Raw genomic sequence first — 21,765 nt, forward strand, 5'->3', positions numbered from 1 at the left:
GCGTTTTTATTATATAAAAACGCAAGTCATGAAAACTATCTTTACTTTACTATTTGTTCTTACGATCGGAGTAACGGCCCAAGCCCAGGATACCAAGTCAGATGTTAAAGTGGAAACTGCCCAAATGACCATCGTTACTTCAAATACCAATGGGAATACCGTTGCCCGTCTGTACAAGTTCAAAGATTCCAAAATAAAGAAAGCCTTGTCGTTTACAACTAAAAGAAATAAAGCTAAATTGGCTTAATACCATGGGATCTATCCCATTGTTCACTTAAACTTTTCAGGGATGACCGAAAGCTTTTTTATATAAATATCCTTATAATACACTTCCGCTCCTTCGGATTGTAGAATAATCTTGCCGGAATCGAGTGGTTGCCGGTCTTTAGCCTTTCGCGAGTTGAACAGTCGCATCACCACTTGACCATTCACAATATGTATGCTCGAGTCCCCAGAGGTTATCAATTCTATATCGTTCCATTCACCGTGTGGTTTTTCAGCGTCCAACTTTTTTATGACCCTTCGCTTGGCCAGGCTGTCCTCTATCGCGGTCTGAAGAATTTCAGCATTATAGTACGTTCTTAGGGGGGCATTTTCCTTGTATTTGAAGTACTTGTCATCTATTGGTACGCTGGGGATATCAATTTCAACTTCTCCCACGGGCCAATAATCGCCCATATCCCCCTCTTGAATTTGCAGCTCTTGAGAGGCCATCCAATCATCGGCAGCCCCGGGAGGGCCAAAGCCGTGGTACAATAAACCACTGTCCCTAGGGCCATTCTCCCTTGGGGAATGCATTGCTTCACCCCATTTTACCTTGAGTTTTAAATGATAGTTCCCATACTCCTTTTCAGAATAGATCATACCCCAAGCAACCCCTGAGATTCGAATGGCGTTACCTTGATCGGTTTGCACCACCTTTATTACCCCTAGGGGATCATGATCCACACCAAAAGGTGCAATGGCATTGCCCAAACTATCCTTTTCAACACGAAATGGGGTTCCCAGATAGGAATGCCAACCCGTAAGATCATCGCCGTTCCATAGGGAGACCCAAGGTTCTTGGGAGGTTTTTGTGCTTTTGACAGGGTTACAGGTAATGCTAAAAAGCGCGAGTGCTGCGAAAAATATCTTTTTCATTGGTTTGGTATTGGGTTTAGGTGATGAACTACTTATATTAATCTGAAATTACTATTTCTTGCAGAATCTCCCACACATTGTTGGCCACGATTTTTTGTCCTTCTGTGGTAGGATGTATACCATCTTCTTGATTCAATGCAGGAATACCGGCAACGTCCTTTAACAAGAAGGGTATGAGGGCTGCTTTGTTTTTTTCTGCCAACTCGGGGAAAATGCTCCTGAATTCCGTCGTATACGCTTTACCCATATTTGGCGGAATCTGCATTCCCGCCAAAATAATTTTGGTCATGGGATTCTTCTGGAGAACAGTATCGATAATCGATTGTAGGTTGCTGCGTGTCTCCGTTAAGGGAATACCTCTTAATCCGTCATTGGCGCCCAGTTCCAAAACAAAAACATCCACTTTTTGATTGAGCACCCAATTCAATCGGTTTTTGCCACTGGCCGTGGTTTCACCACTTAGACCTGCGTTTATCACCTTAAAATCAAGTTGCAATGAATCCAATTTATCCTGTATCAAGGCCGGAAAAGCCTCGTTTGGATCTAATCCCATACCTGCCGTAAGGCTGTTCCCAAAGAAGATTATGGTTTTGCTTTTGTTAGGGGTCAAGGTGTCACGCTGGGTATTCACCACCTCTCCGCCTTGGGTCTCTTGTTTGGACTTGTTTTCCCCACATGAAATCAATAGGATAACAACAAAAAAATAACTAAACTTTAAGAGGGTTTGCATAATTCTTTAGGCTATTAATCAATTCCATTTCTTATTTTGCCTCTTTCAAATCAAGGGATACCGATTAGAGGACTATGGCAAAGATATTAAACGTAAACAACCTAAAGAAAACTTATAAAAATGGAACGACCACTATTACCGTTCTTGATGATATATCCTTCGAAATAGAGGAAGGAGATACTTTCGCTATTGTTGGTCCTTCCGGCAGTGGCAAAACCACCTTATTGGGGCTATGTGCCGGATTGGACCAACCCGAAAAAGGCAGCATAGAATTGTGTGGTAAGGATCTAAATCTATTAAACGAAGACGAACGTGCAAGGCTACGCAACAACAATGTCGGGTTTATTTTTCAGGATTTCCAATTACTTCCCACCCTGACAGCATTGGAAAATGTGAGCGTTCCGTTAGAATTGCAAGGGGCTAAAAATGCCAGAAAAGTGGCTATGGAACTGTTGGATAAGGTAGGTTTGGCCAAGCGGTATCAGCATTATCCTTCCCAACTGTCTGGTGGGGAACAGCAGCGCGTGGCCTTGGCTAGGGCATTTAGCAATGGTCCCTCGATTCTTTTCGCAGATGAACCCACGGGGAATCTCGACGAGGAAACCGGTGAAAAAGTAGTGCAACTGCTATTTGATTTGAATAAGGAAGCGGGTACCACATTGGTCATAGTAACCCATGATCTCGATTTGGCAAGACGAAATAAACATATACTTCGATTAAAAGGGGGTAAAATAATGGCAAACGAAAGGGTAGTAAAGTCTTGAAGGATTTATCTGATAATAAAACATCGGCGAGTATAGGCTGGCTCCTACAGATGGCATGGCGCGATGGCAAGGCCAGTGGCAAAAGATTGGCGCTGTTCATGGCATCAATCATATTAGGCATCGCTGCCGTGGTATCCATTCAGTCCTTCAGTGACAACCTGAAAGAAAATATTGGAATGCAGTCCAAGGAACTGATGGGAGCCGACTATCTCATCGATAGTGACCAATTGCCCAATAACAAAGTGCAGGCCATCATTGATTCTTTGGGTGGCGCAGCGGGTATGGAAGTTAAATTTGCTTCTATGGCCTCTTTTCCGAAAAATGATGCAACCAAATTGGTTCAAATCAGGGGTATAGAAGGTGATTTTCCTTTGTACGGCATACTGGATACTGCACCCGCCACCGCAGCGAACGAGTACCAAGAAAAAGGGGGTGCCTTGGTCGATGCCACTATAATGCTGCAGTATAACCTACAACCAGGTGATAGTGTCAAGATCGGAGCATTGACCTTCCCCATTGCAGGCGCCTTGAAATCGGCACCAGGGAGTTCCGCTTTCACAAGTTCTGTGGCACCTCCAATAATTATTCCGTATCGTTTTATTGAGGATACAGGGCTATTACAAGTAGGTAGTAGAATGGAATACAATTATTATTTTGCCGCGGATGCCAACACTGATCTGGTAAAACTAAACCGGGAAGTGGATCCTTTACTCGATGCGGAAAATGCGGATATGGATACCCATACCGATACCAGTCAAAGACTAGGTCGACGTTATGAAAATGTGGGCAAATTCTTAAATTTGGTCGCATTTATAGCACTGTTATTGGGCTGTTTAGGCATTGCCAGTTCGGTGCACATCTATATCAAAGAAAAATTACAGAGTGTCGCCATCCTCAAATGCCTAGGGGCAACAAGAAGGCAAACGTTTCTTATCTATCTTATCCAGATAGCAGGAATGGGTTTCTTGGGCGGACTTATTGGTACGACCTTGGGGGCCGCGTTACAATACGTGTTTCCGATGTTCCTGCAGGATTTTCTACCCTTTGAGGTGAAGATATCCCTATCATTTACACCCATATTCATAGGGTTGTTCTTAGGACTTTTTATGTCGGTTTTATTTGCCATTTTGCCATTGTTGGGAACGTGGTATGTTTCACCATTGCAAGTACTTCGTATCCAGGAAGGGAACAATCCCAAATCCTTGAAGGCGGCCGCTTTGGTTTTGTTGGGTATTTTGGTTTCTGTATTATTACTGGCCTATGGACTTATACAGAATTGGCGATATGCGTTGGCATTTGTATTGGGGATAGTTCTAACATTTGCCGTATTGGCTGGTTTTGCAAAATTATTGATGGGAGTGATAAAAAAATACTTCCCGCTATCTTGGGGCTTTACAGCCCGCCAAAGTTTATTGAATCTCTACAGACCCAATAACCAGACCATGGTCTTAATATTGGCGATTGGGGTAGGATCCTTTCTTGTAAGTACCTTGTATTTTACCAAAGACATACTGCTGGCCAAAACCAGTTTGGAAAATAGTGCAGAGAGTCCCAATATAATTTTACTCGATGTACAGACCCCTCAAAAGGAGGAAGTCGCCAAGAGTATTGCCGCAAGAAAACTACAGCTTATAGATAATATTCCGATTGTAACCATGCGGATGCACAGTATTAAAGGAAGACCGGTCAACGATATTCGGTTGGATACCACTTCCCAGGTCAACCAATGGATCTTAAACCATGAATTTCGGGCTACCTATCGCGATTCCCTTATTGCCTCCGAGCAGTTAATGGAAGGGGAATGGACGCCGGAAGTGACCAACGAAGGACCCGTACCTATTTCCCTATCGGATAATGTGGCCAGAGATGCCATGGTAGTCGTCGGTGACACGCTGGTTTTAAATGTGCAAGGGGTTTTAATGGAAACCGTGGTGGGCAATATTCGTACTGTGGATTGGGGTCGTGCGCAATTGAATTTTTCCATTGTTTTTCCTAAGGGCATATTGGAAAATGCACCCCAGTTCCATGTATTGACCACCCATGTAAAAGATGCGCAAAGTTCTGCAAGTCTACAGCGGAATTTGGTGGGTAGATTCCCGAATGTCTCGATTATTGATTTACGTCAGGTCATTGCCATTATCGAGGGTATTTTGGATAAGATTTCCTTGGCCATAAACTTCATGGCGTTTTTTAGCATGCTGACAGGCATCATTGTTTTGATCGGGTCTGTACGCAACAGTAAATATCAAAGACTAAGGGAAAGTGTGCTCTTGCGGACCCTGGGAGCCCAAAGTCATCAGATACTGAGGATTACCGCTTTGGAATATTTGTATTTGGGTCTTCTCGGAAGTAGTATCGGGGTTTTACTCTCTATCTTAAGTACCCAACTACTGGCAGTATTTGTTTTTGAAACCCCCTTTATCCCTTCGATGGCCCCGTTCTTGATCCTAATTCCAGGAATTACCTTATTGGTTTTGGGCATAGGGTTAATAAACAGTAAGCGTGTAATCAATAGTCCACCTTTGCAAGTGTTGCGCAAAGAGATTCGGTAGTTGTGTTCGACTACGGCAACTATAAAATTGATGGGGGTAAAGACAATCTGTCTTTAGAACATTGCAAGGATTTTGAGTGCAAGCGTTTTGTAGGATATGGTAATAGGGGAGGGTTCAGTCGACAAAATACCAAAATCATCGATAAAGTACATATATAAAAGTGGGATTTTCACGATAAAAAAGTGCATTTCATCGATGAAATTACACTTCATCCATAAAAACGTACTTTTTATCGAATAATCGAGAAGGAAATCGATCGCTTCTGGTTCTCATTGTAACCAAACGAACTATTAACTATGCGAACCCTTTTCATTGTAACCGTCTTTTTATGTACGGGCCTGATGTCCTTTGCCCATGATAATGGCCCCGATAACCAAATGATTACATCAGAAAAGGGTTCAGCACTAACACATATTAGGTTACCGCTTCATACAAATATGGAGGGAAATGATTCCTATAAATCCAGACGTCCAAAAAATAAGGAAACGGTAAGTATCCATAAATTCAAGAATACCAAGATCAAAAGCGCCTTATCTTTTACCACAAAAAGGCATAGGACTAAATTGGCTTAAGAAATTTCTCCAATCAAGGTTTTCAATTTATGATTTGTCCCCAATCGGGATAAACACCATCAACAATATCAAATAGTAGCGTGCCAAAATAATAGGTGATGATAGTGACCACTATGATCCCAATGAGGTTTAGGAAAAATCCTGTCTTGGCCATTTGGATAACCGAGATTCTTTTACTACCAAATACGATGGCATTGGGCGGTGTTGCCACGGGAAGCATAAAAGCTAATGACCCGGCAATGGTAGCCGGTAACATTAATAAAAGGGGATTGGTATCTATACTTACCGCCAATCCGGCAAGAATTGGCAAGAGGGTCTCTACGGTTGCGGTATTGGAAGTTATTTCTGTCAAAAAAGTGACCAAGAAGCAAATACTTAAAATAAGTATTAGCGGATGCATATCGGTTAACCATACTAATTGCTGACCGAACCATAAGGATAACCCAGATTCTTTGAAACCACTGGCCAAAGCGAATCCGCCACCGAAAAGTAAAATAATTTCCCATGGAATTTCCTCTGCCGCCTTCCAATCCATTAGAAAAGTACCTGGTTTTGCTTTTGAAGGAATGATAAAAAGGATCACAGCAATAAAGATGGCGACCGTACCGTCATTGAAATATTGAGGCTCGTTAAAGAGGTTGGACCAGCCTGGAATCCGGAATGACCCCACAACGATGTCGGCCCTGAAGAACCATAATATGGCCAATGTCACGAATGCGACCAGCAAGACTTTTTCCTCAAAACTTTTTTTTCCCAAGGCTTTATAATTGTTTGTTATATCTTGGCGACTCAAACTTTTCCATTTTTTTCTCTTCTTAACGAAAATGAAATACAAATACCCAAAAAGGATGAAGAATAGCACCAAGGATATGGGAAAGGCATAAAAGAACCAGGTGGCGAAGGATATTTCTGGCGCATTTGGAAAATAGATATAAAAAATTCGGGCGAAGGAAAGATTTGGTGGTGTGCCGACCAAAGTGGCGATGCCTCCAATCGAAGCACTATAGGCAACACTAAGTAACAATCCTATTGCAAAATGGCGTACAAGCGCTTTGCTGTTGATTTCTTCAAGTTTGGAAATGATGGATAATAGGATGGGTACCATTAACATGGCTGTGGCCGTATTGGATATCCACATGGAAAGAAATGCAGTGGCGACCATAAATCCCAGTAATATGCGACCGGGACTGCTCCCTACAATGCGTAGGATCTTCAATGCTATCCGTTTGTGCAAGTCCCACTTCTGTATGGCCAATGCTACCAAAAACCCCCCAATAAATAGAAAGATCACATGGTTGAAGTAGGTGGCCGAAACTTCTCTGCCATTCATAATACCAAGAGCAGGGAAAAGTACTATGGGTAAAAGGGAGGTTATGGCGAGGGGCACGATCTCGGTAACCCACCAAATGGCCATAAGCACCGCAACGGCAAGTGTTGCGGTTAGGGCGGGATTATTCGCATCGAGTTCAACAAAAAAAATCAGGTATGTGGCAATTAGTGGCGCCAAAATAAACAAGGTATAACGCACTAATTTACCAGGATTTTCAGGTATATATTTTCTTCCGGTAGGCATTTGTTACCTTATTTTTTTGCTCTTTTCAATACATACATTGGATTCTGTAACAACAGGATTTTAAGTATTGGAAATAAATAGAACCCTTAACTATATCTAGTACTAGTTCGTATTAAAAGAACATTATCCTAAAATTACCGATAAAAAGTAACATTTCCTTATTGTGTGACCACATTAAATCCAAAGTCGGGATAACATGAAAATCGGACCGTACATTGCGCTAACCTACCGATAAAACGCAGGTCCGATCGGTAAAGTGAAATGCACTCCAATTTGTTTCATCGAACATTTTCAACACTTCATCCAAACTTTTTCAGATGGCCGAAAAATAAGGGTGTTTCACCGTTTTATAGGGTCTCCCATGCATCGATTGGCGTTAATTTTATAGTACCCAAGTCGATATTATGAAAGCTATTTTTACCTTGATCCTAGTTCTTTTTTTCGGTCTAACCGCGTTCGCGCAAAACACCAATACCAATGATACAATGGAGTCTATTGAAATGGATATTGTTTTGGATAGTGGGGTTATCGCTCCTAACCATAGTAAGGAAGTTAAAGCTACTTCGGAGAAAAGTGTTGCGCGTTTATACAAATTCAAAAACTCGCGTGTAAAGAAAGCCTTAAAATTTACAACCAAAAAAGACAACCCAAAATTATCTTGATCATACGCATTTTTAAGAATTAAAGTTCCCCTTATTTTAACTTAAAACCTACAGACTATGATACTTTTTATACTTTTAATTCCGGTGGCCTTGTTGATATTAAACATGGTGTTATTTCCTAAAACCAAAGGTTTTTTACAACCATTGAAAGTACCCGCAAGGAAATAGGGTTTTACATAGAAACCTATAAAGTTGTTGCCTTCTATAATAGATTGTTGTTGTATAACTCTTCTGTGTTAATGGTTATATGATACAAAGAAATTATGTTTTAATGTTTGATCCCGGGTTGTAGAATTTTATAATCCTGTTTATTCTTTTCGGCATCAACCATCGCCTTAACTTCTTTCAGTAGTGCCTTGGCATCATAGATTATACCGTCTTTTATGGTGTATTTGACGCCCCCGACGCGTACCACTTGGTTGTCTTCAGTTAGTCTTATCGCCCCTGTTCCGTACAATACCTTGAGATTTTTCAGCGGATTTTCTTCAACGACCACAAAGTCGGCTAGTTTCCCGACAGTTACACTTCCAATGGTTTTGTCCATACCTAGGGCTTCAGCACCATTTAGGGTGGCAGAACGAATTATTTCCAAAGGATGGAAACCTGCTTCCCGTAATAATTCCAGTTCACGTATATAGGCAAATCCATAGAGTTGGAATATAAAGCCTGAATCTGAACCGGTGGTTACCCGACCGCCACGGTTTTTATATTCGTTCACGAAGGTCATCCAAAGTTTGTAGTTCTCTTTCCAGGCAACTTCCTGCTCTGTGCCCCAATCGTGCCAGTACGAACCGTGTGAAATTTTACTGGGTTGGTAAAATTCCCATAATGAAGGCAGGGTATACTCTTCGTGCCATTCGACACGTCTTGCACGCTGTAGATCTCGACTGGCCTCATAGATGTTAAAGGTGGGATCTAGGGTAAAGTCCAACGCCAGTAACTCATCCATAACCGCATTCCAATGGTCAGAATAGGGTGCTGCGGCCTGTTTCCATAGTCGCCCAGCTTCTTCGAACCGATGTTGTTCATTGTTGTAATTATAGTCCAACGGATAATCCTGAACAGTTCTATCCTCAAACAAGGCTTCCGGCAGCCCATACCAATGTTCCATACTAGTGAGGCCGGCCCTGGCGGAATGCAATACGTTCCAACGGGCCACATTCAATTGCGCATGGTGACAGGCAGAACGCAATCCCAATTTTTTGTTTTCGCGTAGGGCGGCATCCATGATTTCGGGTTCAGCCCCAAAGAATTTGATGCCATCGGCTCCTTTTTTGGCATTGTTATGTACCCATTCCCGAGCCATATCAGGGGTGGTGATAGGGGTGTCACTCCCTTCCCCAAAACCAATATATGCCATAATTCGGGGTGCTACGATTTCATTCCGGGCACTTTTTTGTTTTAAATCAAGGGTAAAATCCGCACCGCGACCACTGGGTTCACGAACCGTGGTAATCCCATGGGCCATCCATAGTCGAAAAACATAATCCGGGTCCGCACCTTGCGCCTTTCCCCCAATATGGCCATGCATATCAATAAATCCAGGTAAAAGATACATACCAGTGCAATCAAGCTCCTTGCCCCCAGCTTTTAGTTTGGGCCGATTGGCATCATCAATGGAAACCCCGGGGTAACCTACGACCTGTATTTTTTTGATCAGATTATTTTCGACCACGATATCAATGGGTCCTTGGGGCGGTGCCCCGTTGCCGTTGATAAGCATTACCCCTCGTATGATCAATTGACTGTAAGGGCCATCTCCTGCCGCACTTTGGGCCAAACCATTTAGACCCCACATTAATAGAAAAGCCATTAATAAGTTTAAGTTTCGCATATATGTGATGTGTTTAAAGAAAGAAGTAATTTGATTAATCTTTTGAAGGTACTTTTATTTTATCGCCGAAAAACAAGGCATTTAAAAACAATCGGTTAGTGCCGTACCAAGAACCTCTAAAATTTGGGTTGTCAGCGAAGAGTATTACCCTGCCAGCACCAACTTTACTTACCACCAGCGATGCAGATGGTTTAACATAGTCCTCAATGTTTTCCTTAGTGAGGAAACCGTCTATATGTGGGGTCGCTGCATATTTTCCAACAGTGGCATATTCGTTTTTACTTGGAGCGATCCATACCGTATTGTTTTTGTATACTGGAATAGAACTATCGTGATAGCCGAAGGCTAAGGGATGGGTCATATCTATATCCATTTTTAATATTACACCACCGACACTTTCCTTACCCAAATTTTCGCCAGCATCAACATATGGTTTGCGAATTGCAATTGCCAAGGTGTCTTTCTCGGGTTTAATTAATTTTTCTTTTACTAATTTCTTTTCTATGGCCCATGTTGAGGCTGAACCTATTGTAATAAGTGTATTTCCCTTGTTTACCCAATTTTTGATTTTATCCTGCTGCTTTTCTGAAAATCCATATTTGCCAGAAACCATGACCAAGGTTTTATATTCATCCAACTTCATTTTATCAAAATTTCTCATGGGTATTTTGGTGATGGGCATGTGCACCCTTTTGTCCAATAAATGCCATACTTCGCCAGCCTCGTATGAACGCACACCATCACCTATGAACATTGCGATTTTTGGTTTTTTTATTGGTGTAATAAAGGGGCTTCCAAGATCTATTCCTTCTAAACTATAGCCCGAGTTGATTGCGTACATAGGAAGTTGAAACTCTTCTTGGGCTGCTTTTACCAATTTGTAAACGGCATCGGCATCCTTTTTTTGTAAGCTTACAGGAATGACCAAGGCGCCATAATTGAGTGATTTGGAATAAGCACCCACTTTTGCAGTAAACGGTTTAAAAGAGGATGAAATCGTTAAACCATTTTTTTGAAGGTAATTAAGAGCGGCAGGGGCATTATAATCATCCCAATCAATGATGTAAGCATAGTTCGATTTTTGAATCGGGGAAACGCTGATCAAGTCATCTGTTGTCGTGATTTGTGCTTCCAAATCCAAGCTGGTAGCTGGCTTATATTTCATATTGTAGAAATTGGCTACGGACCAAGCTGAAGCATCATAATAGACACTATCGCGATACTTTGAATAGGTTTCGAACATAGTTTGGACCATTCTGTATTGTGGTTGTTTTGTCGGAACCGCGAATTTATCTTTCGACCTATAAACCTCTATTTTATGTATTAACAATTTGTCGATGAATGCCTTGATTCTATTTTGGTCATGGGCATCACCAAAAATATAGCCTTTGATTTTACTTTTACCGGCATTGACAATGGCACTCTTAAAGAAATCTTGTTGATATTTGCGCATATAGGCCTTATTCTTTACCGCAGTTTTTACGGTAGTTATACCTGAGGTATATTGATTGCGAATTGTAAATGGAAAGGTGATTTCACCAAAGGCTGTTGTTTGCTTGTGGCCACGGGAACTGGCCTGTTCGAACAGTAATCCCAGACCTCCTTGCAGATCAGGGTATGAGGATCCGTAACCAGGATAAGTGCCATCAAATACTTCTTTTGTAAAATATAGACTGCCAATACTATCAAGAGCTTTTGCAAATTGGTTGCCAAACATATTATTAAGATCTTTATAATTCTCCTTTGGCATTATGGGATCTAACGAACCATTGGATTTCATGGGTTCAAAAAAGTATGAACTCTGAGTACCCATTTCATGAAAATCGGTCACTACATTGGGGTACCATTCATGATACCAGGTCAGTTTCGCCCTACTTTCAGGATTTATGGCCAAAAGCCAATCCCGGTTAAGGTCAAACCAATAGTGGTTAGTACGTCCACCTGGCCAGTATTCATTATGCTCGGCATCTTGGGGGTCGGCCACAAGTGGATTTCCTTGATAGGCATTCGCATATTGGGTATGGCGATCACGGCCGTCGGGATTGATTGTTGGATCAACGAAAATAACGGCATTTTTTAAGTACCCTAATATTTCGGGGTTGTTCGAAGCAGCAAAAGTATAGGCAGTTAACAAGGCTGCTTCAGCGCTGGAGGGCTCATTGCCATGAACATTATAGCTTAGATTGATGAAAATAGGAACGTCGTTATAGTTTAACGCCATACTGTTGGGGTCAGTGAAAGCCAAATGTTGGCGTTTCAATTCATCAAGATTGGTTAAGTTTTCTGGACTCGTAATAGTTAGTATTACCAATTTTCGACCTTCATGTGTCTTGCCATAATAATGAATGGATACCCGATCGGATATTTCTGCAAGTTTTTCAAAGTAGGCGACGATCAAGTCATGTCTCGTATGATGCTCACCAATGCCATACCCCAAAAATTGTTCAGGGGAGGGGATTGTGGAATTAAACGGATGGAATTTTTTTAAAAAATAATCTTGGCCGTAAAGTGTTGAACCACAAAACAGCGTAAATAATAATAGTCTTTTGAACACAGAGGCTTATTTAGAATTAGACCTTTAAATATATGGAATAAAAAAGAAAAAATAAATCTGGTAAAAAATGGATTCTGCCCTATTCGAATTTCATAAAAACCCTTAGGCAACCGATTGAAACTGCTTTCCTACTTCACAAAACTTAATGATATAATTGGTGCCCTTCTTGGTAAGATCCCTACTAATGCTCCCCTTCAGTTGGCGAGCGAGGTTATAGATTAATTTTAAGCCGAGCGATTTAGTCGTTTTATGGTTGATCGTTTCGGGGAATCCTATGCCATTATCACCGATCTTCAAGATATATTCATTATTCTCACCTTGGTGAATAGCAATACTTATCTCTCCTTCGTTTTGATCCGTAATCCCATATTTCAAGGCATTGGTAATGGCTTCATTGATCAAAAGGCCTAAGGGAATGGCGGTATCAATACCTAGTTTGATATCCGGTATGTCAATATTCACTTTGATTTTACTGTCCGATCCCTTTAAGGATCGAACAAGGAATTCACTCAATTCCTCTACATAGGATTTATATTCTATTTTAGAAAGATCTTCACGCATGTATAGCATTTCATGTACCATGGCCATAGAGATTACCCTATTTTGACTGCTTTTTATGATACTCTTCATTTTCTTATCCTCGAGGTTCCTCGATTGAAGGCTCAATAGGCTTGACACGGTCTGAAGGTTATTCTTGACCCGATGATGGACTTCACGAAGAAGGGTTTCTTTTTCCATTATCCGTTTTTCAATTTCATTCCTTGATTTGTACAGATTGTGATGCGCCTTTAAAAGGTTTTTCCCTAAAACACCCCCTAATAGATAGACCGAAAAAAGGATACTTAAGAAACTAAAAAGGTTACGCGATGCTTCGGGGACCACATTATAAGCCATGGTGTATTCGGGAAGACTCTCAATATATAATAAACATACAATGAGCATATTGATATAGAGGTACACCTTACCATATAGTTTTGTAGTCACATAGCCCGTGAATACGATAAGGGCCAGGACAAAAATAAACGGACTGTTTATTCCTCCGCTGAAAAGTGTGATGAAAGTGGCACTGATCAAGGCGACAATCGAAGTGATATTATAGGTTATCGTTAAATTCCTGTGGGTATTAAAGGCCAGGGTATTCAAAAGATTAATGGTGCCAAAAACAAAAAACGCGTAGGGCAATATCTCGGTAATATCGAGAACATAAAGACAAAGGAATCCTAAAATAATGGCAAAAAGGGAGGAAAAATAATTGACCCTCAATGTTAATTTTACTTTATCCTTTAAGCGATATTCATCTTTGACGGGCGTGTTCATAGTAAAATGGGTATTGCTCATTATAAAGAATCACATAGTGGTATTGAAAGGCAATTCCTTAAAATACAGGGTTATTTACGGTAAATCTAAATATGTTTTACTATTAAATCAACAACAAATCGAAAAATTAAGTTCTAGTCGGTGGTTTAACTAGTTCAAAATCCACTTAACTTCTTTCTGTTTTGGGAACTAAATCCGTTAAGTCACCAATGCGGATCGGCGAGCCTTTTTCAATACTTCTTCTCGCTGCAATACCAATAAGAACTGACATAGCGCCATCCCGAATACCTGCAGTCCTGCCGTAAGGGTCAGCTATCTCTGGGTTTCTGAATATCTTGTCGTGCAGTCTTTTATCGCCCCCACCATGCCCGGTTTTTTCCATTTCTACTTGAATGGTTTCATGTTCGGACCAAAGTTTATGCAAAATCATGGGTTCATACTGCGATTCCTCTATGTTGGTCTGTTCCATTTCCTTGGTATGTTTCTCAACCTCACTAATGGTACTGGTCTTATTGTATGGAATATCTTGCCATGCCTCAATTCTACCTTCCGTTCCATTGAATGCTACGCGCCATCCTTCAAATGGGGAATACGTAGTGAGTGAATAATTTAAGATAGTATTGTTGGTATATTTCACCTGAGCAGACATTTTGTCGTAGATATCTATTTCGTCGCGAAACAGACAATTGTCACGGATATAGCCATCATATTGCTCATTATTGGCATAAAGTGCCATTGAACGTTCGTCTGTTGTAATATCCCAATGGAAATCACAGTTGGGGGCATGTTCACAATCGCGACAGCTCTTACCACGGAACGGACCATTTTTTCCGTAGAACTCCAAGTCCCCGTAGGCGAAAACTTCATTGGGTTCAGAATTTATCCACCAGTTCAGAAGATCGAAATGGTGGGTCGCCTTATGAACCCAAAGTGATCCGCCCCCATTCATGAGGCCGTGCCAACGTCTAAAGTAGGAAGCTCCGTGGTAAGTATTCAAATACCAGTGAAAATCAACGGATACCACTTTGCCAATGGATTTGTTCTGCAGTAGTTCCTTGATTTTGGTAGCGTAGGGGCTCCATCGATAATTAAAACCCACGATGAGGTTTTTGCTTGATTTTTTTTCTGCATCCAATATGGCCTGACATTTGCTTTCATCGGTGGTCAGGGGCTTTTCGGTCAACACATCGCAACCCATTTCCAATCCTTTTATAATGAATTCGTGATGGGTAGAGTCTTTGGTGGTGACAATCACTAAATCAGGATTTGTTGTTTTCACCATGTTTTTAAAATTGGTGAATGTAGGGCAAGAAGTGCCAATATAGGTTTTGCCATAGGCCAAACGTCCAGGGTTATTATCGCACAAGCCAACAAATTCCAAAATATCGGAATATTCATCAACCAGGCGTTTGCCCCAGAAAGATGTACCCCGAATGCCGGTTCCTATGAGGGCTATCTTTAATTTTTTTGGTTTTCCAAATTCAAATGCGTTAATGGGAAATGCCGTTGTTGCTGCCAACATACTTATGGAAGTAAGAAATTTACGCCGATGGATTTTCACAATCAAGAGGTTTTGGTCTCTTTAAAGATATAGAATTAAACCCAAAAAAAAGCGACCTTTTGGTCGCTTTCCTTTTCCTTATATCATTGGTTTCAATTTTCGGTCAAAACCCAATCCCCATTATCTATCAGGGGCTCTGCTTGTTTGTATTTGACCGTTTTACTTTCGCCCGACATCACATTTTTTATGGTCACACGTTCATTTCGACCAATTTTCGGACGTTCGCGAACGATTGTCTCCGTAATTTGTGGTCTTTGCCTTTGGGTTTGCCCTGCCGCCCTATTTTTTGCGGCCAATTCATCACTGTTCGGAATTTCTTCCTTGCTGGTCTTTAAATTTTCCTTAGGCCTTCTTATATTCCCCGCATTTTGGATCTCATTCGGGTTCTCGGTAGGCAACTCCCCTTTGAACAGAAATGCCACCACTTCCTTATTTACCTTGTCGATCATGCTCTTAAAAAGTTCGAAAGCCTCGAATTTATAGATCAATAATGGATCTTTTTGTTCATGAACGGCCAATTGTACCGATTGCTTCAATTCATCCATCTTACGCAAATGGGTTTTCCAAGCATCATCTATAATCGCCAGTGTTATATTCTTTTCAAAATCGGTGACCAACTGATTCCCATTGCTTTCGTAGGCATCCTTTAGGTTCGTCACCACATTCAGGGTTTTTATTCCGTCTGTAAAAGGAACCACAATTCTTTCGAACTTGTTCGAATTGTCCTCATATACTTTTTTGATGACAGGAAATGCCGTAGCGGCATTGCGTTCTATCTTACCTTTGTAATGCTCGAACGCGGATTTGTAGATCTCATTCGCAATTTCCGGAATGGTCATTTTTCCAAATTCCGCCTCGGTTATTGGGGAGGTCATCGAGAAAAACTTAATCATTTCGAACTCAAAGTTCTTATAATCCATCGCCCCTTTATTGGTCTCCGCAATGGTTTCACAGGTATCATAGATCATGTTGGCAATATCGACCTTCAGGCGTTCCCCTTGCAAAGCATGACGTCTTCGCTTATAGACGACCTCACGTTGTGCGTTCATGACATCATCATATTCAAGCAAACGCTTACGTACACCAAAGTTGTTTTCCTCCACCTTTTTCTGTGCGCGTTCAATGGATTTTGTCATCATCGAGTGCTGAATGACCTCGCCTTCTTCCAAGCCCATTTTGTCCATCATCTTGGCCACACGGTCAGAACCGAATAACCGCATGAGATTATCTTCCAAGGAAACATAGAATTGTGAGCTTCCTGGATCACCCTGACGTCCAGAACGACCTCTTAGCTGCCTGTCTACACGTCTTGAATCGTGACGTTCCGTACCTACAATGGCCAAACCACCCGCTTTTTTTACTTCTTCAGACAGCTTGATATCCGTACCACGACCTGCCATATTCGTTGCTATAGTGACTACACCTGGATTTCCGGCTTCGGCCACCACATCGGCCTCTTTTTTATGCAGTTTGGCATTAAGAACATTATGTTCAACTTTACGAATGTGCAACATTCGGGAAAGCAATTCTGAAATCTCAACAGAGGTGGTACCTATCAATACAGGTCTTCCTGACTGTGAGAGTTTGGTCACCTCTTCAATGATTGCATTGTATTTTTCCCGTTTGGTCTTATAGATCAAATCGTTCCTGTCATCACGAACTAATGGCCGGTTGGTAGGAATTTCCATGACATCCAACTTATAGATTTCCCAAAATTCCCCAGCTTCCGTAATTGCTGTACCGGTCATACCGGACAGCTTTTTGTACATTCTAAAGTAATTTTGTAGCGTAACGGTAGCAAAGGTCTGGGTCAAAGCCTCTATCTTGACGTTTTCCTTGGCTTCGATGGCCTGATGCAATCCGTCTGAATACCTTCGCCCATCCATGATACGTCCAGTTTGTTCATCAACGATCATGACTTTGTTGTCGATGACCACATATTCAACATCTATTTCAAAGAGGGTATAGGCTTTCAACAACTGGCTCATGGTATGGATTCGTTCACTTTTTATCGTAAAGTCCTTAAAAAGGTCCTCTTTGAGCTCGGCTTCTTTTTCAATTTCAAGACCTTGGCTTTCGATCTTGGCAATTTCCCCACCGATATCGGGCATTACAAAGAAATCCCTGTTCTGTTCCCCGGAGATATAGTCAACTCCTTTATCGGTCAATTCAATTTGATTGTTTTTTTCGTCGATAACGAACAAGAGATCCTCATCTACTTTTGGCATCTCCCTATTGTTATCCTGCATATAGAAGTTCTCTGTTTTCTGCAGCAATTGTTTTACACCCTCTTCACTGAGGTATTTGATCAGTGCCTTGTTTTTGGGTAAACCTCTGAACACCCGGAGTAATAGGAAACCACCTTCTTTCGTATCACCGGCTGCGATGGCTTTTTTGGCTTCGGCCAAAACACCGGTCAAATGGTGTCTTTGTTTTTGAACAATATCGCTTACCTTAGGTTTAAGCTCATTGAATTCGTGGCGATCTCCTTCAGGTACCGGCCCTGAGATGATCAACGGGGTACGGGCGTCATCGACCAATACCGAATCGACCTCATCGACGATGGCATAGTGATGCGGCCTTTGTACCAGGTCTTTTGGTGTGTGTGCCATATTATCACGTAGGTAATCAAAACCAAATTCATTGTTTGTACCATAGGTGATATCGGCATTATAGGCCGCCCTTCGCCCTTCTGAATTGGGTTTGTGATGGTCGATACAGTCTACGGAAAGGCCGTGGAACTCAAAGATGGGCGCCATCCAGGCACTATCCCTTTTGGCCAGGTAATCGTTGACCGTTACCAAATGGGCGCCATTTCCGGAAATGGCATTGAGGTACATGGGTAAGGTGGCCACCAATGTTTTACCTTCACCCGTTTGCATTTCGGCAATTTTACCTTGATGAAGGGCTATACCCCCGATCAACTGTACATCGTAATGTACCATATCCCAGGTTACTGCTTTTCCGGCAGCGTCCCAAGAGTTTTTCCAAATGGCTTTGTCACCCTCTAGGGTAACATAATCCTTCGTACCTGATATCTTTCTGTCGAATTCGGACGCCGTTACTACCATTGTTTCATTGGCCACGAATCTTTTTGCCGTTTCCTTCACCACGGCAAAGGCCTCAGGTAAGATATCGTTCAAGGTATTTTCCGATATTTCGTAGGCCTCTTCCTCTAACTTATCTATTTCCGCATAGGTATCCTCATTCTTGTCAATATCAGTAGAGGAATGGACTTGTTCTGTCAACTCGGCTATCTTTTCGTCCAATTCCTGACGATCGGCCTTGATCCTGGCCTTGAATTCAGCGGTTTTGGCCCTCAGCTCATCAAGGCTCAAGCCTTCCAAAACGGATTCGAATGATTTTATTTGATTAAGAATGGGCTGTAGTTCCTTTACATCTTTTTTTGATTTGTCGCCAACAAATGCCTTCAGCACTGAATTTATAAAGCTCATAATTTCTAAATATTATTTTGAAAGTTGTGGGAAGTGGCTTCTTTCAACTTTAAATCACTACAAATTAAAATACCATTTTATGGGATTTGTAAGGATAGCGCAAAAGGCGTTCCAGTTTTTAATCCGATAAAAGTAGTCCATTTTGACTGCCATAATTACCGAAAATAGTCCCCTGGTATTAAATTACGCTGCGAAGTTAACATTTTGGAGAGTAATTTCTCCCATTTTCTTTAAGCGCTTATGATAATAAAATCATAAAAAAAAGCCTCCGAAGAGACTTTTTGTTTACTTATCTTTTTAATACTCATCCTCGTTCCAGAGGTAATCTTCTTCTGTTGGGTAGTCGGGCCAGATTTCTTCGATCGACTCATAAATTTCACCGCCCTCTTCTTCCATGGATTGTAAGTTTTCAACAACCTCTAAAGGGGCTCCGGTCCTGATGGAATAATCGATAAGTTCGTCTTTGGTAGCGGGCCAAGGTGCATCACTTAAATAAGATGCTAGTTCTAATGTCCAATACATGGTCGTAGTTTGATTTTAAAATTTTTGCAAAAGTAATTTTTATCTTGACATAGCCAAGATTTTTTACAATTATTTGGCATAATAAATATTTTAACGAAGAAAACAGGGATTTATTAGCCTTTTTTTTCAGGAATCCATTTAATTTCTTCCGCTTTTAAATCCTTCGACAATTTCCTTGCAAGCACAAATAGGAAGTCTGAAAGACGATTTATGTATGCCATTACGGATTCGTCGAAAGGTTCTTGTTCATAAAGCGCAGTGGCCAAGCGCTCGGCCCTACGGCATACGGTGCGAGCAATATGACAGTATGACACGGTGGTATGACCCCCAGGAAGTATAAAATGGGTCATGGGTGGTAATGATTCGTTCATATAGTCCATTTCGTTTTCAAGCAATTCAATATCGGCAGCAGTTATTTTGGGAATATTCAACCGTTCTTTCCCACTTTTTAAGATGGCCTTGGCGGGATCGGTGGCCAAAATGGCACCCACGGTAAAAAGTTTATCCTGGATAAGGGTAAGCAGATTCTTGGCATAGAGATCGATTTCTTGGTCACGAATAAGACCTATCCATGCGTTCAATTCGTCTATGGTGCCATAACTATCTATTCTGATATTTTTTTTTGACACTCGGGATCCCCCAAAAAGTGCCGTAGTACCATTATCCCCTGTTTTTGTATATATTTTCATGTATCAATGCATTTAAATAGGTTCATTTCTCTCTTTCATTTTTATCCTCACGACGATAATCCTCCATAAATTTTTTGGATTTTCTTCTTTTTGATCTGTTCCTATTGTAGATTAAGAAAAACAGATAAATTATGATTAATACACCGAAAACCGTATAGATTGGATATTCCATAATGTCGTACTTATAATTTAAAGTTACGGGTTTATATTCTAATCTTAAAATGTTCTTTCGCCTGTTCTTTCCTAAAAAAAAGGGCGCCACAATAAAATAAATCTACCGATACGGTTATTGTCATATGGTTCTTTATGGCGACCCAGTTTTGGGTATTCCCCTTATTTTGATGGATGTTATTGACCAACACCATGGTGTCATTATGGTGCCCCTCCTTTTTTAGAATGGTCGAAAACAGGTTCATGCTTGGGGAATCCATATAAATGATATCAGCGGTTTGCGGGCTGAGGTCTAGGTTGGGAAATGAATTCTTAACCTGCTCCCTGAGCCGTGTTAAATGGGGTGGAATAGACACATTTTGCGCTTTGAAATAGGCAATGCTCTTCAAAAGCACCCTTAGGCATCTGCCACCTTTATAGTTCGATTTCGTATAAAGGCACCTTGTGACAAAATTATAAACGAAGGGAGAATGTACTCCATGCTGGTTTGACGAGCTCAACAAAAATCTTAGATAGGGTATGACAGGGTACATCATAGATCAATGGCTGCGTTACTGATTCTCTTCCATAAGGGCCGAAAGCTCAAACCAACGTTCGGTCTTTGTTTCGATGGCTTCGGATATTTCCTTCAGTTCAATGGATAAGGCATCAATAACTTCCCCGGTCAGTTCCTTATTCGTGAAACGGTTTTGGACTTCTGCCTTTTTTTTCTCCAAAGCCTGTATTTCCTTTTCCAAGGATTTATATTCCTTTTGTTCCAAATAGGAGAGCTTGACGCCACTACCCGGTTCTTTCCATGAGCCTTTAGTGGTCTTGTTTTCCGAACTGTTGTTCTTTTCCAATCTACGTTCAACAACCATGCTATCCTCGTAGGCCCTATAATCGGAATAATTGCCCGGAAAGTCCTCTATGATCGCATCTCCCCTAAAAACAAAGAGGTGGTCAACGATCTTATCCATAAAATAGCGATCATGGGAAACTACCAAGAGGCATCCTGGAAAATCCAACAAAAAACTTTCAAGAACATTCAAGGTCACAATATCAAGATCGTTCGTGGGTTCGTCCAAGATCAAAAAATTCGGATTTTGGATCAGCACCGTACATAGGTATAAGCGTTTGCGTTCGCCACCACTTAATTTCTCTACAAAATCATATTGTTTCTTCCTATCGAATAAAAAACGCTCCAGCAATTGTTGGGCAGAGATTTGCTTTCCTTTTTTTAAGGGGATGAAGTCCCCGAACTCTCGAATGACATCAATGACCTTTTGTCCTTGCTTGACGGTGATGCCCTTTTGGGTGTAATACCCTATTTTAATGGTCTCACCCACCACCACTTTTCCTGTGTCGGGCTGGTCAATACCCGAGAGAATATTGAGAAAGGTCGATTTTCCGGTACCATTTTTCCCGATAATGCCTACGCGTTCGCCTTTAGTAAACGTGTATTCGAACTGGGATAGAATGGGCTTGCCGGGATAGGATTTGGAAATTTTATGCAGCTCCATGATTTTACTCCCTACACGTTCCATATTGAGCTCTAACTGTACTTCATGTTCTTTGCGGCGTTGATGGGCCTTTTCTTTTATTGCCTTAAAATCATCGATCCTCGACTTTGATTTCGTGGTTCTGGCCTTCGGTTGTCTTCGCATCCAGGCCAATTCCTTTTTAAAGA

General features: G+C 41.3%; 17 protein-coding genes. 5 read left to right on the forward strand and 12 right to left on the reverse strand.

Annotated features, from left to right (window positions below; translation table 11 throughout):
- The first annotated feature begins 28 nt into the window (after positions 1-28).
- Positions 29-247: a hypothetical protein gene (locus tag WBM98_RS06405; protein ID WP_424365198.1), complete on the forward strand. Its 219-nt coding sequence runs from the start codon at positions 29-31 to the stop codon at positions 245-247.
- 23 nt (positions 248-270) lie between these two features.
- On the opposite strand, the gene WBM98_RS06410 is transcribed toward WBM98_RS06405, so the two are convergent.
- A complete protein-coding gene (locus WBM98_RS06410) occupies positions 271-1,140 on the reverse strand; it encodes a 3-keto-disaccharide hydrolase (protein ID WP_424365199.1) in 870 nt (289 codons plus the stop codon).
- 37 nt (positions 1,141-1,177) lie between these two features.
- Positions 1,178-1,870: an arylesterase gene (locus tag WBM98_RS06415; RefSeq protein ID WP_424365200.1), complete on the reverse strand. Its 693-nt coding sequence runs from the start codon at positions 1,868-1,870 to the stop codon at positions 1,178-1,180.
- Positions 1,871-1,944: 74 nt separating this feature from the next.
- Here WBM98_RS06415 and WBM98_RS06420 point away from each other — a divergent pair, with 74 nt between their 5' ends.
- From WBM98_RS06420 to WBM98_RS06430, 3 genes are all read left to right on the forward strand, one after another.
- Positions 1,945-2,634 (forward strand): ABC transporter ATP-binding protein, encoded by a 690-nt coding sequence (locus WBM98_RS06420; RefSeq protein ID WP_424365201.1) that lies wholly within the window; start codon positions 1,945-1,947, stop codon positions 2,632-2,634.
- A gap of 50 nt (positions 2,635-2,684) precedes the next feature.
- A complete protein-coding gene (locus WBM98_RS06425; protein WP_424365213.1) occupies positions 2,685-5,186 on the forward strand; it encodes an ABC transporter permease in 2,502 nt (833 codons plus the stop codon).
- A 296-nt stretch (positions 5,187-5,482) separates the two neighbouring features.
- Positions 5,483-5,758: a hypothetical protein gene (locus WBM98_RS06430; RefSeq protein ID WP_424365202.1), complete on the forward strand. Its 276-nt coding sequence runs from the start codon at positions 5,483-5,485 to the stop codon at positions 5,756-5,758.
- Positions 5,759-5,780: 22 nt separating this feature from the next.
- Here WBM98_RS06430 and WBM98_RS06435 read toward each other — a convergent pair whose 3' ends face one another.
- Positions 5,781-7,331 (reverse strand): SLC13 family permease, encoded by a 1,551-nt coding sequence (locus tag WBM98_RS06435; RefSeq protein ID WP_424365203.1) that lies wholly within the window; start codon positions 7,329-7,331, stop codon positions 5,781-5,783.
- 404 nt (positions 7,332-7,735) lie between these two features.
- Between WBM98_RS06435 and WBM98_RS06440 the strand changes: the two genes are divergently transcribed.
- Positions 7,736-7,993, forward strand: a complete 258-nt coding sequence (locus tag WBM98_RS06440; RefSeq protein ID WP_424365204.1) for a hypothetical protein — start codon at positions 7,736-7,738, stop codon at positions 7,991-7,993.
- A 268-nt stretch (positions 7,994-8,261) separates the two neighbouring features.
- On the opposite strand, the gene WBM98_RS06445 is transcribed toward WBM98_RS06440, so the two are convergent.
- From WBM98_RS06445 to WBM98_RS06485, 9 genes are all read right to left on the reverse strand, one after another.
- A complete protein-coding gene (locus WBM98_RS06445) occupies positions 8,262-9,806 on the reverse strand; it encodes an amidohydrolase family protein (RefSeq protein ID WP_424365205.1) in 1,545 nt (514 codons plus the stop codon).
- Between the two features lie 55 nt (positions 9,807-9,861).
- Positions 9,862-12,381, reverse strand: a complete 2,520-nt coding sequence (locus tag WBM98_RS06450) for a M14 family zinc carboxypeptidase (protein WP_424365206.1) — start codon at positions 12,379-12,381, stop codon at positions 9,862-9,864.
- 102 nt (positions 12,382-12,483) lie between these two features.
- A complete protein-coding gene (locus WBM98_RS06455; protein ID WP_424365207.1) occupies positions 12,484-13,698 on the reverse strand; it encodes a sensor histidine kinase in 1,215 nt (404 codons plus the stop codon).
- A gap of 166 nt (positions 13,699-13,864) precedes the next feature.
- Positions 13,865-15,259, reverse strand: a complete 1,395-nt coding sequence (locus WBM98_RS06460; protein ID WP_424365208.1) for a Gfo/Idh/MocA family oxidoreductase — start codon at positions 15,257-15,259, stop codon at positions 13,865-13,867.
- A gap of 92 nt (positions 15,260-15,351) precedes the next feature.
- A complete protein-coding gene (gene secA, locus WBM98_RS06465) occupies positions 15,352-18,714 on the reverse strand; it encodes a preprotein translocase subunit SecA (protein ID WP_424365209.1) in 3,363 nt (1,120 codons plus the stop codon).
- Positions 18,715-19,011: 297 nt separating this feature from the next.
- Complete coding sequence (locus tag WBM98_RS06470) at positions 19,012-19,236, reverse strand: DUF2795 domain-containing protein (protein ID WP_013994285.1); 225 nt, start codon at positions 19,234-19,236, stop codon at positions 19,012-19,014.
- A 113-nt stretch (positions 19,237-19,349) separates the two neighbouring features.
- Complete coding sequence (locus WBM98_RS06475; RefSeq protein ID WP_424365210.1) at positions 19,350-19,925, reverse strand: cob(I)yrinic acid a,c-diamide adenosyltransferase; 576 nt, start codon at positions 19,923-19,925, stop codon at positions 19,350-19,352.
- Between the two features lie 203 nt (positions 19,926-20,128).
- A complete protein-coding gene (locus WBM98_RS06480) occupies positions 20,129-20,485 on the reverse strand; it encodes a hypothetical protein (protein WP_424365211.1) in 357 nt (118 codons plus the stop codon).
- A 162-nt stretch (positions 20,486-20,647) separates the two neighbouring features.
- The coding region (locus WBM98_RS06485) for an ABC-F family ATP-binding cassette domain-containing protein (protein ID WP_424365212.1) at positions 20,648-21,765 on the reverse strand (1,118 nt) is incomplete at its 5' end.

It is taken from the genome of Maribacter sp., from assembly GCF_049667165.1.
Classification (GTDB): domain Bacteria; phylum Bacteroidota; class Bacteroidia; order Flavobacteriales; family Flavobacteriaceae; genus Maribacter_A.

Excerpts from the sequence above, each read along its gene's own strand:
- WBM98_RS06455 (WP_424365207.1), bottom strand. The coding sequence starts at position 13,698 with ATGAACACGCCCGTCAAAGATGAATATCGCTTAAAGGATAAAGTAAAA.
- WBM98_RS06445 (WP_424365205.1), bottom strand. The coding sequence starts at position 9,806 with ATGGCTTTTCTATTAATGTGGGGTCTAAATGGTTTGGCCCAAAGTGCG.
- WBM98_RS06475 (WP_424365210.1), bottom strand. The coding sequence starts at position 19,925 with ATGAAAATATATACAAAAACAGGGGATAATGGTACTACGGCACTTTTT.
- WBM98_RS06410 (WP_424365199.1), bottom strand. The coding sequence starts at position 1,140 with ATGAAAAAGATATTTTTCGCAGCACTCGCGCTTTTTAGCATTACCTGT.
- WBM98_RS06405 (WP_424365198.1), top strand. The coding sequence starts at position 29 with ATGAAAACTATCTTTACTTTACTATTTGTTCTTACGATCGGAGTAACG.
- secA (WP_424365209.1), bottom strand. The coding sequence starts at position 18,714 with ATGAGCTTTATAAATTCAGTGCTGAAGGCATTTGTTGGCGACAAATCA.
- WBM98_RS06470 (WP_013994285.1), bottom strand. The coding sequence starts at position 19,236 with ATGTATTGGACATTAGAACTAGCATCTTATTTAAGTGATGCACCTTGG.
- WBM98_RS06430 (WP_424365202.1), top strand. The coding sequence starts at position 5,483 with ATGCGAACCCTTTTCATTGTAACCGTCTTTTTATGTACGGGCCTGATG.
- WBM98_RS06435 (WP_424365203.1), bottom strand. The coding sequence starts at position 7,331 with ATGCCTACCGGAAGAAAATATATACCTGAAAATCCTGGTAAATTAGTG.
- WBM98_RS06420 (WP_424365201.1), top strand. The coding sequence starts at position 1,945 with ATGGCAAAGATATTAAACGTAAACAACCTAAAGAAAACTTATAAAAAT.
- WBM98_RS06415 (WP_424365200.1), bottom strand. The coding sequence starts at position 1,870 with ATGCAAACCCTCTTAAAGTTTAGTTATTTTTTTGTTGTTATCCTATTG.
- WBM98_RS06425 (WP_424365213.1), top strand. The coding sequence starts at position 2,685 with ATGGCATGGCGCGATGGCAAGGCCAGTGGCAAAAGATTGGCGCTGTTC.
- WBM98_RS06440 (WP_424365204.1), top strand. The coding sequence starts at position 7,736 with ATGAAAGCTATTTTTACCTTGATCCTAGTTCTTTTTTTCGGTCTAACC.